The 14788-nt window shown below is 74.1% G+C and carries 11 protein-coding genes and 1 pseudogene; 4 read left to right on the top strand and 8 right to left on the bottom strand.

The window, feature by feature from the left end; all coding sequences use genetic code 11:
- Nucleotides 1-53: 53 nt before the first annotated feature.
- Nucleotides 54-935, bottom strand: coding sequence for a helix-turn-helix transcriptional regulator (locus tag ABZ565_RS28575; RefSeq protein WP_361032890.1), 882 nt, complete (start codon nucleotides 933-935; stop codon nucleotides 54-56).
- Nucleotides 936-1263: 328 nt separating this feature from the next.
- On the opposite strand from ABZ565_RS28575, the gene ABZ565_RS28570 reads away from it, so the two are divergent.
- Entirely contained in the window at nucleotides 1264-1764 is a 501-nt protein-coding gene (locus ABZ565_RS28570; protein ID WP_361032887.1) for an ATP-binding protein, read from the top strand.
- A 142-nt stretch (nucleotides 1765-1906) separates the two neighbouring features.
- On the opposite strand, the gene ABZ565_RS28565 is transcribed toward ABZ565_RS28570, so the two are convergent.
- Complete coding sequence (locus ABZ565_RS28565; RefSeq protein ID WP_018102227.1) at nucleotides 1907-2143, bottom strand: DUF397 domain-containing protein; 237 nt, start codon at nucleotides 2141-2143, stop codon at nucleotides 1907-1909.
- A gap of 249 nt (nucleotides 2144-2392) precedes the next feature.
- Between ABZ565_RS28565 and ABZ565_RS28560 the strand changes: the two genes are divergently transcribed.
- Nucleotides 2393-2920 (top strand): hypothetical protein, encoded by a 528-nt coding sequence (locus tag ABZ565_RS28560; protein ID WP_361032883.1) that lies wholly within the window; start codon nucleotides 2393-2395, stop codon nucleotides 2918-2920.
- Between the two features lie 18 nt (nucleotides 2921-2938).
- Here ABZ565_RS28560 and ABZ565_RS28555 read toward each other — a convergent pair whose 3' ends face one another.
- Nucleotides 2939-5071, bottom strand: coding sequence for an FUSC family protein (locus ABZ565_RS28555; protein WP_361032880.1), 2133 nt, complete (start codon nucleotides 5069-5071; stop codon nucleotides 2939-2941).
- Between the two features lie 68 nt (nucleotides 5072-5139).
- Nucleotides 5140-6318, bottom strand: a complete 1179-nt coding sequence (locus tag ABZ565_RS28550) for a DUF2786 domain-containing protein (protein WP_361032877.1) — start codon at nucleotides 6316-6318, stop codon at nucleotides 5140-5142.
- A gap of 142 nt (nucleotides 6319-6460) precedes the next feature.
- On the opposite strand from ABZ565_RS28550, the gene ABZ565_RS28545 reads away from it, so the two are divergent.
- Nucleotides 6461-8146, top strand: coding sequence for a bifunctional 3'-5' exonuclease/DNA polymerase (locus ABZ565_RS28545; RefSeq protein ID WP_361032874.1), 1686 nt, complete (start codon nucleotides 6461-6463; stop codon nucleotides 8144-8146).
- 120 nt (nucleotides 8147-8266) lie between these two features.
- Here ABZ565_RS28545 and ABZ565_RS28540 read toward each other — a convergent pair whose 3' ends face one another.
- Together ABZ565_RS28540 and ABZ565_RS28535 are read right to left on the bottom strand one after the other, a co-directional pair.
- On the bottom strand, nucleotides 8267-9127 hold the full coding sequence (locus tag ABZ565_RS28540; protein ID WP_361032871.1) for a carbohydrate-binding protein: 861 nt from the start codon (nucleotides 9125-9127) through the stop codon (nucleotides 8267-8269).
- Nucleotides 9128-9242: 115 nt separating this feature from the next.
- Complete coding sequence (locus ABZ565_RS28535; protein ID WP_361033065.1) at nucleotides 9243-10601, bottom strand: alpha-lytic protease prodomain-containing protein; 1359 nt, start codon at nucleotides 10599-10601, stop codon at nucleotides 9243-9245.
- A 165-nt stretch (nucleotides 10602-10766) separates the two neighbouring features.
- On the opposite strand from ABZ565_RS28535, the gene ABZ565_RS28530 reads away from it, so the two are divergent.
- Nucleotides 10767-11450 (top strand): phosphotransferase, encoded by a 684-nt coding sequence (locus ABZ565_RS28530; RefSeq protein ID WP_361032868.1) that lies wholly within the window; start codon nucleotides 10767-10769, stop codon nucleotides 11448-11450.
- Nucleotides 11451-11456: 6 nt separating this feature from the next.
- Here the strand turns inward: ABZ565_RS28530 and ABZ565_RS28525 are convergent.
- Nucleotides 11457-13914 (bottom strand): annotated as a pseudogene (locus tag ABZ565_RS28525) (FtsX-like permease family protein).
- On the bottom strand, nucleotides 13908-14642 hold the full coding sequence (locus tag ABZ565_RS28520) for an ABC transporter ATP-binding protein (protein WP_361032865.1): 735 nt from the start codon (nucleotides 14640-14642) through the stop codon (nucleotides 13908-13910). The pseudogene ABZ565_RS28525 and the gene ABZ565_RS28520 overlap by 7 nt, the downstream one beginning before the upstream one ends.
- Nucleotides 14643-14788 lie beyond the last annotated feature (146 nt).

The following is a 14788-nucleotide window of genomic DNA, read 5'->3' as shown; positions in this document are numbered from 1 at the left end:
CGATCCCTTAACTCAGGTGCAGACTCCTGTAGGAGCGCCATCGTACTGAAAATTCAGGAGAGTTGGAGAAGTCCTCGGAGCAGGTCACGACTCTCCTCCGGGCCCGGACTCTCCTCGTGGAGCCGCGTCATCGCCTTTTCGTACTGGGCGACTTCTTCGTCCTTGTCCAGATAGAGCGCGCTTGTCAGCTGCTCCAAATACACGATGTCCGACAGATCGGATTCCGGGAATCGCAGCATGGTGAAGGATCCGCTCTCGCCGGCGTGCCCGCCGAAACTGAACGGCATCACCTGGAGCGTGATGTTCGGCTGTTCCGACATATCGATCAGATGCCGCAATTGCGCCCGCATCACTTCGCGTTCGCCGTACGGGCGGCGCAGCGCCGCCTCGTCCAGCACGGCGTGGAAGCGGGGCGCCCGTTCGGAGACGAGGACCTTCTGGCGCTCCAGGCGCAGGGCGACGCGGCGCTCGATCTCGGCGGGGGGCGCGCCGCGCATGCCCCGGGAGACGACCGCGTGGGCGTAGTCCTCGGTCTGGAGCAGTCCGTGCACGAACTGGACCTCGTAGATCCGGATGAGCGAGGCCGCACCCTCCAGGCCGACGTACGTCTGGAACCAGCCGGGCAGTACGTCCCCGTAACTGTGCCACCAGCCCGCCACGTTGGCCTCACGGGCCAGGGAGAGCAGGGAGTCGCGCTCCGCCTCGTCCGTGACGCCGTAGAGCGTGAGCAGATCCTCGACGTCCCTGGCCTTGAAGCTCACCCGTCCCAACTCCATGCGGCTGATCTTCGATTCGGAGGCCCGGATCGAGTAGCCGGCCGCCTCGCGCGTGATGCCTCGCGAGTCACGCAGTCTCCTGAGCTGAGAGCCCAGCAGGATGCGCCGCACCACGGACCCACTCGACTCGCCTGCCGCCACTGGTCCAACCCTCCCCATCGCTTCCTGGCATCGGGGCTCCCCCTGAACCCCAAGAGCCGGATTCTGCCATCAAAACGCTTCGCCCCGTACTCATTCGATTACGGAAATGGGAAGAGCTTGGGAAGACGCCGAAACCGGGGCGGGGAAGAAATGAGCAAGAACCGGACGGGGTCGGACAGGTCCGGCGCGTGCACGTGCATCTGCCCTTGCATCTGCTGTGCGCATTCGGAACCATGGAGCCCGCGCACCTGCGTTCTCGTTCGTGTTGTGCCGCTGTCGCCGGTACGCAGTACCGGTCCAGCCGCGATTCCCGGGAGTGCCTCGCATGGGGACGAATGGATCGACGATGCTCGAGCCGTTACGGCAGGGGCTTCCCCCCATCGATCCCTCGGCCGTCTCCGGGTCGGCCACCTGCACCCTGCCACCGCACTACGAAGCGGTCGGCGGCGCACGGCGGTTCACCCGGGCGACACTGGGCGGATGGGGACTGAGCGAGCGCTTCGACGACGTCGCGCTCGTCGTCTCGGAACTGGTCACCAACGCCCTGCGGCACGCCCTGCCCGACGACGCCCCGCGCGAGCCCCAGGAGCCGCCCGTACGGCTGCACCTGATGCGCTGGACCTCGCGGCTGGTGTGCGCGGTGCGCGACCCGAGCCACGCGAGCCCGGTCGCCTCCGAGGCGGCGGACTCCGCCGAGTCGGGGCGGGGGCTGTTCCTGGTGGAGTCCTTCAGCGACTGCTGGGGGTGGCACCCCTCTCCCGTACTGACCACCGAGAGCGCGCCGGGCACGGCGGCCTCCCGAGGCAAGGTCGTCTGGGCGCTGTTCAGACTGACCGACCCGGTGTGACGGGGGCGGTGCGACCGGCCGGCGCACCGCGTGGCACACCGCCCGAGGGCTGAACACCGTCGATCTCCGGCGGGGTTCAGCCCTCTGTGGTGTACGGGCCGCCGCTTGCAGGCGGGGTGTACGGGAACACCCCCGCCGGCCGTCAGCCCACGAGGTGGTCGAACTCGCCGTCCTTCACTCCGAGCAGCAGCGCCTCTATCTCGGCCGGTGTGTAGACCAGCGCCGGCCCGTCCGGGTGACGCGAATTGCGCATCGCCACATCTCCGTCGGGCAGTTTCGCGAACTCCACGCAGGACCCCTGGGAGTTGCTGTGTCTGCTCTTCTGCCAGACGACTCCGCGAAGCTCTGTGGCCGCCATGCCGTTGTACACGTGGTGCACAGGACGCTCCCCGAGTTGCAAGGTGCAAGTGTCAACTGTCCCGGATCATAGCTGTGTTCAATTTTTGCTGCATGAGCGGATGCACGAGCAGATGCACGTGCACGCGGGGTATCGCCGTGATTACAGCTTCTGCCGACAGAGACGTGTGAACGGCCTCTCCGGCTCCCGATTCAGGGAGTTGACTTCTCGGCACCCCTTGCGACCCACTGGTAGCTTGGATGGCCATTCGTCTTCCAGGGGGAATTCCACATGCACAAAATCGCACGTACCGGCGCAGTCCTCGCCACCGGTCTGCTGGCCGCGCTGGCGCTCACCGGTTGCGGAAGCGACGGTGACAAGGACGACTCGGGCAAGGACTCCGGGGCCACCGCGAGCCCGACGGCGGGCGGGAGCAGCGACGCCCCCTCCGGGACGGACGGCGGCACCGGCGGCGGCTCCGCCGGCGACGCGAAGGCGCTGGAGGGCGCCTGGGCGGGGAAGACCGACGGCAAGGCGGTGGTGCTGTCCGTCGTCTCCGGGAAGGCCGTCGTCGTCGCCGAGTCCCACGTCTGCACGGGCACCGTGGCGGACATGGGCAAGCCGATGCTGGAGCTGAAGTGCGCCGACGGCGACACCGCCCGGACCATGGGGGCCGTCGAGTCCAACGACGGCAAGACCGTCGTGATCTCGTGGGACGCCGGGGCGAAGGACACCCTGGCGAAGACCGACTCGGACGCGCTGGAGGGCATCCCCGACCTCCCCGGCCTGCCCGACGTCTCGGACCTGCCGACGCCGTGACGTCGTGACGTCGTGGGGCTACGAGGTCAGCCCCCGCGAGAAGTCCTCCAGCACGTCGAGGGCCAGGGACACGTTGGTGCGTACGAGTGCGGTCCCGGCGGGAGGCGGCGTCCCGGCCTCCGCCTCCTCACGCACCCGGCACTCCGCCTCCCAGCGCTCCAGCGCCTCCCGCACCGACGTCCAGTCCGGCACCCGCCGCTCCCGCACCGCCTTGGCACCCCGGTCGGTGGCGCGGCGCAGCGCGTCGGCGAGCGCGGCGGCCCCCGGCACCGGCGTGGCCCCGCTGCGCGGGATGTGGGCCTCCAGCAGCATCGCGACCCGGCCGAGCTGGGCCAGGGAGTGCTGGGTGGCGTCGGCGGCGGCGTGCGAGAGGCCCCGGTGGCGCACCGGTTCGTGCCGGGCCGTCGCCACCGCCTCCTGCCAGGCCACCCGGGCCTCGCGGGTGGCGAGCAGGGCCTGCCGCACATCGCCCTGGCCCCGTTCGGCCGGGTCCGCGTACTGGTCGACGACCGCCGCCGCGTACCGGCCGGCCGCCTTCAGCCAGTCGCCGAGCCGGGTGCGCAGGCGCGGGGTCTCCCAGGCCGGGTAGACGGCGTACGAGATCATCGCCAGCAGACCGCCGCCGAGGGTCAGGAGCACCCGCTCGAACACGGTCTGGCCCAGGTCGTCGCCGGCCATGCCGAGCAGGAAGACGACGTACGCGCCGACGCACGCCTGGGCGACCGCGTACCCGGTCCGCATGAGCAGGTACATCAGCAGGGCGCAGACCACGGCGAGGGCGGCGAGCGGTCCGGTGCCCGGGTGCGCGGCCTCCACGATCGCGGAGGCGAGGAAGACGCCGACGAGGGTGCCGCCGAACCGGGCCACCGCGCGGGAGTAGGTCTGGGAGAACTCCGGCCGCATCACCATCACCGCCGCCATCGGCGCCCAGTAGCCGTGGCCGAGCGGCAGCAGGCGGCCCAGCAGGTAGCCGACCGCGGCGACGGCGGCGAGCCGGACCGCGTGCCGCAGGATTGGGGAGCCGTGGTGCGCCTCGCGGCGCATCGCCCCGAGGATGACCGGTGCGAGGCGCAGCAGTCCCGGGCGCGGGTGGTGGTCGGCGGGGAGCCGGGTGTCCTTGATGGCGTCGGCGGCCTCCTCGGCGCCGGCCCGCTCCTCCTTGGTGCCGTCGCCCTCGGCCGCCTCGATGACGTCGGAGAGCAGGGCGGCGAGCCGGTCGGCGGCGCGCAGCGGCGGGCCGGTGAGCAGGGCCCCGGTGTCGGGGGTCTTCAGCGCGGCGACGGCCGGTGCGGGCAGCTTGACCGGGTCGCCCTTGCGGATCGCCCGGGCGGCCGCGTCGAGCAGCGATCCGGCGGCGGCCAGCAGCTCGCGGACGCGGTCGCGCTCGGGGCCCTCGGCGGGCACGCCCATGGCCGGGTCGGCGAGCGAGGCCAGCACCGGCCTGATGCGCTCGGCGACCCCGCGTGAGCCGTGCAGTTCGGCGGGGCGGCGGCGGGCCTCGCGGGCGGTGACGGCGGCGGCCCGGCGGGCGAGCATCAGCGGAACCGGGTCGAAGTGGGCGACCGGGTCGTGGCGCAGCCGCCGGGCGTAGTCGGCCTCGGCGGCCAGCGCGTCGGCGAGCGCGTCGCGCTGGGCGCCCCATCTGCGGATCGGGAGGAGCACGATCAGCGCCGCCTGGACGACCCCGCCGAACATGATCATCGCGCCGTGCAGGGCCGCTTGTCCGACGGAGGTCGGCAGGGTGATGGTGACGAGCATGATCGCGACGTTGGACGCGGCGATGATGCCCCCGGTCGGGCCCGCCGCCCAGGCGAGCCCGGCGAGGAAGGTCCAGGTGACCAGGAGGAGCAGGAAGAGCGGGAGATGGGGACCCGTCACATAGCCGAGGAAGGTGGTGACGCCGAGGCTGACGCCGGAGACCAGGGCGAGCACGGGGCGGGGGCGCCAGCTGCGCTGGAAGGTGGCGATGGCCGCCTGGAACGCGCCGAACGCGGAGCTGGCGGCGACCACGGGACCGAACAGCGCGAGGCTGACCCCGATGACCAGGGCGAGCCCGGCCGCGCCGCGCACCGCGACCAGCGGTTCGAGGCGCCGCCGCTCGATCTTCAGGCCGGAGCGGGCGGTCTCCTTCAGCGCCCGGAGCCAGCTCATGTGCCGAGCCTAACCGGAATCGCCGTTTTGCCCGAGTTGTGGGGGATGAGGGTCTGGCCGGTGATCACTCAGCCCCTGATGCCCCGCGCCTCCCCGCTCATCCGCGCCCGGTCCGCCGCCTCCGTGCCGTGCGTCCAGCCGTCCAGGTCCGTCGCGCCCCTGACCCGGGTGGTCGTGGTGCGGGGGAACATCTGCTCGGCGGTCTCGGTGACCGCCAGGTCGCGGGCGGCCAGCACCGGGAGCAGCCCGGCGTCGGCGGCCGCGCCGCCCTCCGCGCCGGCCCCCTCCGCATCGGCCTCGGCCGTGACGCGGGCGGTGCCGTCGGCGAGGCGGCTGCCCAGGCGCTGGGCGTAGGCCATCAGGAACGACTGCCGGAACGTCTTGGTCCGTTTGCGTCCGCCGGCCCGCTGGCCCGCCTCGGCGCGGGTCATCGCGGCCGTGCCCTGCACGAGCAGCGAGGTGTGAAGCAGTTCGACGGCCTCCAGGTCCGCCTCGAAGCCGATGACCGTGGTGAAGCCCAGGTCGCTGTTCCACACGGCCCGGCAGCGGTTCGCCGAGGCCACGGCGTCGAGCAGGATCGCCTTGGCCGTCTCGTACGGGGCGTCCACGCCGATCCGGCAGGCGCCGGGGGTGCGGTCGCCGTGCGTACGGGCGGCGAGCAGGGCCTCGTCGATGCTGTGCCGGGCCATCAGCTCCTGCGCCTTGGTGGTCAGCGCCTCTGCCTCCTCCGGGTAGCCGGTCGCCTCCGCCTTCGCGAGCAGGGCGCGGATGCGGGTCAGCATGCGGGGCTCCCCCGCGGCGGGCGGCCGGGTCAGGGCCTCGCGCGCCGCGCCCGGCGGCGGCCCGACGGGCTCGATGGCCGGGAGCCCGAGCAGCAGCCGGTAGAGGGCGAGGAGCGCGGAGGCGTACGAGAACCGGTCGGGCCGGCCCGCGGGCGGCGCGGCGGGAAGCTCGTCCAGCTGGGACCGCCAGCGCGGCGGCAGCTCTCCGTAGCGGCGGACCTCGGAGGCGATGAGCCCGGCGGCCAGGCCCGCCGCGTGCTCGTCCAGGTCGCGGCGGACGAGGCGGACGACGTCGGTGGGCAGCCAACCGCGCTCCCAGGCCCGGCGGACGAACTCCTCACCCCGGCGCACCAGCTCCGCGTCGGCCTGCGGGGCGGCGGCGAGCAGCGAGGCGCCGGCGTCGAGACCGGCGTCGCCCTCCGTGTAGAGGGCGGCCGCGAACGCCTGGTCGATCACCGATTCCATGAGGTCAGGGTAGGCGCCCGTCGCGCAGGGCCCGCTCCCCCCGGTCCGTCGTCCACAGGCTGTGGATATCGAACGCGCAGCCGACCCCGGGCCCGTCCGGCGCTCCCGGCCGTTGTCAGTGCCGGGTGCCAGACTCGACCGTATGACCGAACGCTGGGCGCTGGCCGTCATGGAGGGCGGGGGCGCGCGCCTCGCCCCGCTGGACCGCTCCGGCCTGCCGGCGGCTCCGGTCCTGACCGAGCCGGACCTCGCGGAGGCGGTCCGCTCCCGGCCGGACGTCGCCCGCTGGGTGTGGCGCTCGACGGCCGAGGTCTACCCCCGGCTGCTGGCCGCCGGGGTGCGGGTCGATCGGGCCTACGACGTGGAGGCCGCCGAGTCCCTGCTCATCGGCCACGAGGGCCGGCTCGGCGAGCCCCGCTCGGCCGCCGCCGCGCTCGCCCGGCTGCGGGGCGGCCCGGTGCCACCCGATCCACCGCCCCGATCGGCGGAGCCCGGCTCCCAGTCGTCCCTGTTCGAGCCGCCCTCGGGCCCGGAGCTGCCGTTCGACGCGCTGACCGAGGTGTACGCGGCGCAGCTCGCGCGCCACGAGGCGACGGACCGGCCGGACCGGATGCGGCTGCTGACGGCCGCCGAGTCGGCGGGGATGCTGGTCGCCGCCGAGATGAACCGGACGGGCCTGCCCTGGCGGGCCGACGTCCACCGCGAGGTGCTGCGCGAACTGCTCGGCGAGCGGTACGCGGGCGGCGGCGAGCCCCGCCGCCTCGCCGAGCTGGCCGACGAGGTGTCCGCCGCCTTCGGCCGCCGGGTGCGCCCGGACCTGCCGGCCGATGTGGTGCGGGCGTTCGCACAGGCCGGGATCAAGGTCCGCTCGACGCGCCGCTGGGAGCTGGAGTCCCTGGACCACCCGGCGGTCCGGCCGCTCGTCCAGTACAAGAAGCTGTACCGGATCTGGACCGCGCACGGCTGGAGCTGGCTCCAGGACTGGGTGCGCGACGGCCGCTTCCGCCCCGAGTACCAGCCGGGCGGCACGGTCACCGGGCGCTGGACGACCAACGGCGGCGGGGCGCTCCAGATCCCCAAGGTGATCCGGCGGGCCGTCGTCGCGGACGAGGGGTGGCGCCTCGTCGTCGCGGACGCCGCCCAGATGGAGCCGAGGGTGCTGGCCGCGATCTCCCGCGACCCCGGCCTGATGGAGGTCGCCGGCCACGAGGGCGACCTCTACACCGCGCTGTCCGACCGCGCCTTCCACGGCGATCGCGACCACGCCAAGATCGCGCTGCTCGGTGCCGTCTACGGGCAGACGTCCGGGGACGGCCTGAAGAATCTGGCGGCCCTGCGCCGCAGGTTCCCGCGCGCGGTCGCCTATGTGGACGACGCCGCGAAGGCGGGCGAGGAGGGCCGCCTCGTCCGCACGTGGCTCGGCCGGACCAGTCCGCCGGCGGCCGGTCACGGGGAGGACGGGGAGGCGGGCATCCCGCAGGAGGAGGACGGGGCGCGTGCGGAGTACACGCCGGGTTACGCCTCGACGGACGCGAGGGCGCGCGGCCGGTTCACGCGGAACTTCGTGGTCCAGGGCAGCGCGGCGGAGTGGGCGCTGCTGCTTCTGGCGACCCTGCGCCGGGCGCTCGCCGCCGCCGGGCTCCGGGCCGAGCTGGTTTTCTTCCAGCACGACGAGGTGATCGTGCACTGCCCGCTCGCGGAGACGGACGCGGTCCTGGCGGCACTCCGGGAGGCCGCCGTGGTGGCCGGCCGGACGGCCTTCGGGGACACACCGGTGCGCTTCCCGTTCAGCACGGCGGTGGTGGAGCGCTACTCGGACGCGAAGTGACGGATGAAACGGCCCGGGACCGAACCCCCTCCGGCCCGGGCCGTGCGCCGTACGCGCCCCGGGGAGAGAGCCCGGGGCGCGTGGCGCGGCGGTTATGGCCGCCTTCTGCCGGTCTGCTGTCTACCCGCGTTCCCACAACGCGGGGACATTCGGCGGCTCCCAGCCGGTCAGGGCGGTGTGAGCCTGCAGACAGCGGTAGGCGACCCCGCCGTAGGTGACGCGGTCTCCCGCGGTGTAGGCCGTCCCGGCCGCCCAGGTGCCGCCCGGTCCGGTCGGCGGGTCGGTCGGGTCGGTGGGGGGATCGGTGGGGTCCTGGGCGACGTCGAGGACGAAGTCGAAGGTGCCTTCCTTGCCGGAGCCGACCGCCCGGACGTTCATCAGCAGCGCCGCGTCGTACAGCATGTCGGTGTTGTTGCGCGGCTCACCCGGGAAGTACAGCTGGGTGGTGAGGATGCCCGAGCCGGGGGCCTGGGCCTTCACATGGATGTGCCGGGTGCGGCCGGGGTAGAGGCCGGGCACGATCGTGGTGAGGGTGAACGCGCCGTTCCGGTCGGTGAACTGGTGGCCGCGGAAGGCGTAACCGCTCATGTCGTACGCACCGTTGGTGTCGGCCTGCCAGAAGTCCAGCAGCACGCCGGGGACGGGGCGGCACTCGCGCCCGAAGACGTAACCGCTGACGGTGAGCGGGACGCCGGGCGTCGACGCGGTCACCAGGCTGGTGCGGAGCGGGGAGTTGGGCTTGAAGTACGGGCCCTCGATCTGGTCGTGCGTCGGCTCGTCGCCGTCGTCGCAGTCCGGGGTCGGGGCGAGCGGGCGGCCGGTGTTCGCGGAGTCGCGCGCCAGCGCCACCCCGCCGCCCGCGAACAGCGGTACGGCGGTGGCCACGAGCGCCGCCTTGAGGAGGGACTTGCGGCTGATCGCAGGGCCGCCCGCGGCTTCGGCGGCGGGCTCGGGTGCGGAGGACTCGGGGGTTGCGGGCATGGTGACGGACTCCTCGGGATGGTGGGGAAGGGCACGTGCGCGGTGCGGGGGCCCGGGGCGGTGTCGGACGCCCCGGGCCCGTTCCTCGATCGCCTGAGGGGCGGGGTGTTCGGTGTTACACGGCCTGCCAGAGGGCCGGGACGTTGGGCGGGGTCCAGCCGGGCTGCGCCTGGTGACCCTGGAGGCAGCGGTAGCTCGCCGAGCCGTACGTCACGACGTCACCGGCCGCGTAGGTGGTGCCGGCCGCCCAGGTGCCGCCCGGGTTCGTCGGCGGGTCGGTCGGGTCCGGCGGGGTGGTGGAGCCGTTGGTGACCAGGGTCAGTCCGTACGCCTGGAGCGCCGGGTTCAGCGGCTGGAAGTACGTCACACCGCCCTGCGAGCAGTTGCCGGTGCCGCCGGAGGTGACGCCCTGGGCCTGGCTGCCGGAGATGAACGAGCCGCCGGAGTCGCCGGGTTCGGCGCACACGTTGGTCCGGGTCACCCCGGAGACGGTGCCCTCCTGGTAGGTGACGCTGCTGTTGCGCTGCTGGACCGTGCCGCAGTGCCAGCCGGTCGTCGAGCCGGAGCGGCAGACCGACGAGCCCTCGATCGCCTCGGTGGAGCCGGTGACCGTCACGTCGCCGTTGCCGTAGCCGTTGACCAGCGGGCGCGGGGTCCAGTTGGTGTTGGTGGCGACCCAGGAGTAGTCGCGGCCGGGGAAGGTGGAGCCCTGGAAGGAGCCCTGGGCCTGCTGGTTGTAGCCGCTGGTGGAGACGCCCGGCGTGCCACAGTGCCCGGCGCTGACGAAGCCGCCCTGGGTGCCGCGCTTGACGGGGAAGCCGATGGAGCAGCGGCCCGAGCCGTTCATGTAGTACGCGTCGCCGCCGCGCAGGTCCGTAAAGGTGCGGGGCTGCTCGGTGGACCGGGCGACGGTCACCAGGTCGCGGGAGACGCCGGCCTTCGCGAGGAACGCGTCGGCGGCGGTCGCCTTCCCGGCCTGGACGACGACGCGGTTGCTGCGTACGTCCACGTACCAGGCGGGCACGTCCTTCGGCGCGGCGCGCAGCGCGACGCGGTCCAGGGCGGCCTTGGCGGCGTCGAGTTCGGCGAGGCTGTGGTCGACGACCTCGGCGCGGGCACCGGCCTTCGTGATGCGGGCGGCGTCCGAGGCGTCGGTGGTGGCGACGGTCAGGTCCGCGTCGGCACCGCTGACCCGGGCGCCGGCGAACCGGTCGCCGAGCGAGTACCGCAGCCCGGCGGTGAGGGCGGCGGCACGCGACTCGCGGGCGATGCGGCCTCGGGCCTCGGCGGCGGTGAGTCCGAGGTCCCGCTGCATGGCCTTCAGCAGGCCGGGCGAGAGGTGGGCGGAGTCCGCCGCGGGGGTGGGGGCGGTGGTGGCGGGGTCGGCGGACGCGGTGCCGGTCAGCCCGGCGAGTGCGAGCGCGCCGACGGCCACGGTGGCGGTACACGCGGCCAGGGCCCGCCTGCGGAGCATGGATCTCTCCACGGAACTCTCCTTGACTTGGGGGGAATCGCCGCCAAGGTAGCCGCGTACACGTCAGCTCCAGGAGATCCCGTCCGCCCCATCGCACCGCGTTATGGGGCACCGGGTCCGGTCCCGAACCCCCTTTGTATACGGGGCCCGAGTAGGTTTCCCCTCATGCGAATGGGCCAACTGCTGGGCAGCGGACGCAACGCGGACGTGTACGAGCTGGACGAGGCGTGGGTACTGCGGCGTTACCGCGACGGGATGGACGCCTCCCGGGAGCTGCCCGTCATGTCCTACCTGTCCGCCTCCGGCTACCCGGTGCCGCGGCTGGGCCCGCAGCCCCCTTCGGCCGGTCCCGGCGATCTGGTCCTCCAGCGCCTGCACGGTCCGAGCATGCTGGAGTCCCTGATGTCCGGGGCGATGGGCGCCGAGGAGGGCGCCGGCCTGCTGACCGGGCTCCTCGCCGATCTGCACTCCGTCCCGGCCAGGCTCTCGCCCGACCCCGAGGACCGGGTGCTCCACCTGGACCTCCACCCGGACAACGTGATGCTGACGGCGGACGGGCCGGTGGTCATCGACTGGAGCAACACCGAGGAAGGGCGGCCCGCCCTGGACCGGGCCATGTCGGCGCTGATCCTCGCGCAGGCGGCGGTGGACCCCGCTCACCCGGCGGCGGACGGGGCGCGGGAACTGCTCACCGCCCTGGTGCCGCGCCTGGCCGCCGACGACGGCCTCCCGGCCCCCCACCTCGCCGACGCGGTCGCCCGGCGCACCCTCAACCCGACGATGAGCCCGGCCGAGACGGCCCTGATCGGGGACGCGGCGGCCCTGGTCACCGCACTCGCCGGCCGGTAGCACGCCCTACTCCTGCGCCCCCGCGAACTCCACCGGCCGGATGCGCAACGCGAGCCAGGCGGGCAGCGCGGCGAAGACCACCGCGAGCGCCGCGCTCACCGCGACCACCAGCCCGACCGCCTCCCACGGCACGACGACCGCCGAGGGCACGGAGAGCCGGCCGAGCGCGGCCCGTACGCCGAGCAGGTTCAGCGCGGCCACCGCCCCGCCGAGCCCCGCGCCCACCGCGACCACGGCCAGCGCCTCCGCCCCGGCCAGCCGCAGCACCTGCGCCTTGGTCGCCCCGGCGAGGCGCAGCACGGCGAAGTCGCGGACCCGGTCCGCCGTGGCCATGACCTGGGTGTTGGCGAGGGCGATCCCCGTGTAGATGAGGGCGATCGCAAGGATCATCAGGAGCCCGGTCCGGGTGCTGCCGCCGCCTTGCACGAGTGTCGCGGTCCACTGCTCACGGGTCAGCACCTCGGTGCCGGTCGCCCGCCCGGCCGCGTGCAGTCCGCGCTCGACGGCCCGCCGGTCCGCCCCGGCGCGTACGGCGATCCCGACGCGGTCGACGGGGGCGCCGGCCGCGTTGCGCGGGGTGAGGTAGACGCCGTTGTCACCGGTGCCCCCGGGCGAGCACGGCCGCGACGCGGAGGGTGGTTTCGCGGCCGTCGCCGAGCCAGACGCGGACGCGGGCGCCGACCCGGTGAATGGCCCACTCCTCGTTGACGACGATCGAGCGGTCGTCCAGGTCGGCGAGCCGCCCGGCGACCACGGGCAGCGCGGACACGGCTGCGGCGTCGGCCGGGTCCACGGCCCGGGCGTCGGAGCGGATGAGGGCGGTGCCCTCTTCGAGCACGGTGACCGAGGTGGCGCGCGAGGCGCTCACCCGGGCGCCCGGGATGCGGCGGGCGCGGACCACGAACTCCTCGGGGACGCCCGCGTGTTCGTCCACGGCCATGAAGTCAGCCGTGACCTGGCCGCGCGCCTCGGCCGCCTTGGCCGCGTCGATGGTGGCCTTGGTGCCCATCAGTGAGGCGGCCAGGGCGACGGTGACGAGCACGGGTGCGGCGACGGCGGCCGTCCGGCGCAGCCCGGCCGAGGCGTTCTCCCGGACCAGGAGTCCGGTGGCGCCCGGCAGCCTGGCGGGCAGCCAGGCCAGGAGGCGGATCGCGGGGCGCACCAGGACGGGTGCGAACAGGGCGCATCCGACGATCAGGAGCATCGGCTGCGTGGTGTACGTCTTGCGCTTCAGGAGCCCCGCCGGGTCCTGGACGAGCCCGAGCACCACCAGCACCGCCCCGGTGAGCAGGACGGCCGCGCCCAGGACCACCCGTACCGGCGGCATCGTGCCGCTGTCCACAGCGGCGTCGCGGAGGGCCTCCGCCGGGCGGACCCGTCCGGCGCGGTGCGCGGCGGCGACCGCTCCGGCGAGGGCGACGGCGAGGCCGGTCCAGAAGGCGGTGGGCAGCGGCCAGTTCTGGTCCCCGATGGTGAACCAGGCGGGCGCGAGGCCTTGTTGGACCATCCAGGCCGCGAGCCTCGGCGCCCCGGAGAGCCCCAGCCAGCAGCCCGCCGCCGAGGCGAGGACACCGACGAGCGCGGCCTCCGCGTACACCAGGCGGCGCACCTGGCCGGGCGTCGCACCCGCCATGCGCAGCAGGCCGAACTCGCGGCGGCGCTGGGCCACGGCGAAGGAGAACGTCGAGGCGACGACGAACACGGAGACGAAGGCGGTGATGCCGGCGGCCGTGCCCAGCAGGGCGTTGACCGAGACCAGGGCCTCGGCGTCCCGGTCCGGGTCGGGGTCGGCCCTGCGCCGCTCGTCGCCCGTGAGGACGTCCAGGCCGAAGCCGTCGCCCACGGCAGCGCGCACGGCGGCCGGGTCGGCGTGGACCACGACGGCGTCGATGTCCGGGGAATGCCGGGCGGCCTCCGCCTCGCCGAAGAAGACGGCGCGCTCGAAGCGGGCGGGGCGCACGGTCCCGGTCACCGTCCACGTCCCCTTGCCCGCGGGCGTGGTGAGGGTGACCCGGTCGCCCACGGCACCGGTGTCCGCCGTGACCACGACCTCGCCGGACGCGGCGGGCGGACGACCGGAGAGCAGCCGGTAGGGGGTCGCGGCGGCGACGGCCCAGGGGTGCCCGGCCGCCTCGCGGGACCCGGCCGATACCGGGAACGTACGGTCCACCGCCGTGCGCCCCAGCCCCGCGAGCCGGGCGGCGGCCTCCGCCGGGACGGGCCGGGGATCGGCGAGCTTCTGCGTACGGACGCCGATCGGGGTGCGTACGCGCACCTGATCCGCACCGCGCACCACCACCGGCGCCGCGGCGAACCGCTCGGGGGCCTGCTCCGGGCCGTCGACGGTGGCGGCGAGGGCCAGCCCCGTCGTGGTGATGATCCCCACGCCGAGGGCCAGCGCGAGGAAGGAGCCGGCGAGGGTGACCCAGCGGGTCCGTATGCCCTGGAGGATGAGCTTCAGCACGGGACGGCCCCCATCCGGGTCATCCGGGCCGCGATCTCCTCGGCCGCCGGGGCGTGCAGCTCGTCGCGCACCCTGCCGTCCGCGAGGAACAGCACCCGGTCCGCGTAGGAGGCGGCGACCGGGTCGTGCGTCACCATGATCACGGTCTGGCCGTCGTCCGCCATGGTCCGAAGCAGCGTCAGCACCTCGCGGCCGGTCGCGGTGTCCAGCGCGCCGGTCGGCTCGTCGCCGAACAGCACGTCGGGCCGGGTGACCAGCGCGCGGGCCAGCGCCACCCGCTGCTGCTGGCCGCCCGACAGCTCACCGGGGCGGTGCCCGGCGCGTCCGGTGAGACCCACCCGGTCCAGGACGGCGAGGACGTCGGCGCGCTTCGGGCGGCGGCCCGCGAGCCTGAGCGGCAGGGCCACGTTCTGCTCGGCGGTCAGAGCGGGCAGCAGGTTGAACGCCTGGAAGACGAAGCCGATGCGGCTGCGCCGGAGCAGGGTCAGCCGGCGCTCGCTCAGCCCGGTCAGCTCCGTGTCACCGAGGAACACCCGACCGGCGGTGGGCCGGTCGAGGCCCGCGGCGCACTGGAGCAGGGTGGACTTGCCGGAACCCGAAGGGCCCATGACGGCGGTGAAGGAGCCCCGGGGGATGTCCAGGCTGACCGCGTCGAGCGCGGTGACGGCACCGGATCTGCCGGCGTAGGACCGGGTGACCGAGCGGAGTCGGACGGCTGCGTGATTCATGTCCCCCAGCCAACCGCCGCCGTCCGCCCGGCACATCGCAGCGGTTTCCACTTCTGAGGTGGAGGTAGCTCCACCTCAGAAGTGCAATTCCGAACCGGCGGTTACAGTCCGCGACCCGTCCGCATCCAGCGGCCGGTTGACCAGGT

The sequence above is a fragment of the Streptomyces sp. NPDC016469 genome (assembly GCF_040632905.1).
Classification (GTDB): Bacteria; Actinomycetota; Actinomycetes; order Streptomycetales; family Streptomycetaceae; genus Streptomyces.
The sequence above is the reverse complement of the archived record's forward strand: the minus strand, read 5'-3'. Positions and strand labels throughout refer to the sequence as shown.

Excerpts from the sequence above, each read along its gene's own strand:
- ABZ565_RS28575 (WP_361032890.1), bottom strand. The coding sequence starts at position 935 with ATGGGGAGGGTTGGACCAGTGGCGGCAGGCGAGTCGAGTGGGTCCGTG.
- ABZ565_RS28570 (WP_361032887.1), top strand. The coding sequence starts at position 1,264 with ATGCTCGAGCCGTTACGGCAGGGGCTTCCCCCCATCGATCCCTCGGCC.
- ABZ565_RS28535 (WP_361033065.1), bottom strand. The coding sequence starts at position 10,601 with ATGCTCCGCAGGCGGGCCCTGGCCGCGTGTACCGCCACCGTGGCCGTC.
- ABZ565_RS28520 (WP_361032865.1), bottom strand. The coding sequence starts at position 14,642 with ATGAATCACGCAGCCGTCCGACTCCGCTCGGTCACCCGGTCCTACGCC.
- ABZ565_RS28540 (WP_361032871.1), bottom strand. The coding sequence starts at position 9,127 with ATGCCCGCAACCCCCGAGTCCTCCGCACCCGAGCCCGCCGCCGAAGCC.
- ABZ565_RS28530 (WP_361032868.1), top strand. The coding sequence starts at position 10,767 with ATGCGAATGGGCCAACTGCTGGGCAGCGGACGCAACGCGGACGTGTAC.
- ABZ565_RS28555 (WP_361032880.1), bottom strand. The coding sequence starts at position 5,071 with ATGAGCTGGCTCCGGGCGCTGAAGGAGACCGCCCGCTCCGGCCTGAAG.
- ABZ565_RS28550 (WP_361032877.1), bottom strand. The coding sequence starts at position 6,318 with ATGGAATCGGTGATCGACCAGGCGTTCGCGGCCGCCCTCTACACGGAG.
- ABZ565_RS28545 (WP_361032874.1), top strand. The coding sequence starts at position 6,461 with ATGACCGAACGCTGGGCGCTGGCCGTCATGGAGGGCGGGGGCGCGCGC.
- ABZ565_RS28560 (WP_361032883.1), top strand. The coding sequence starts at position 2,393 with ATGCACAAAATCGCACGTACCGGCGCAGTCCTCGCCACCGGTCTGCTG.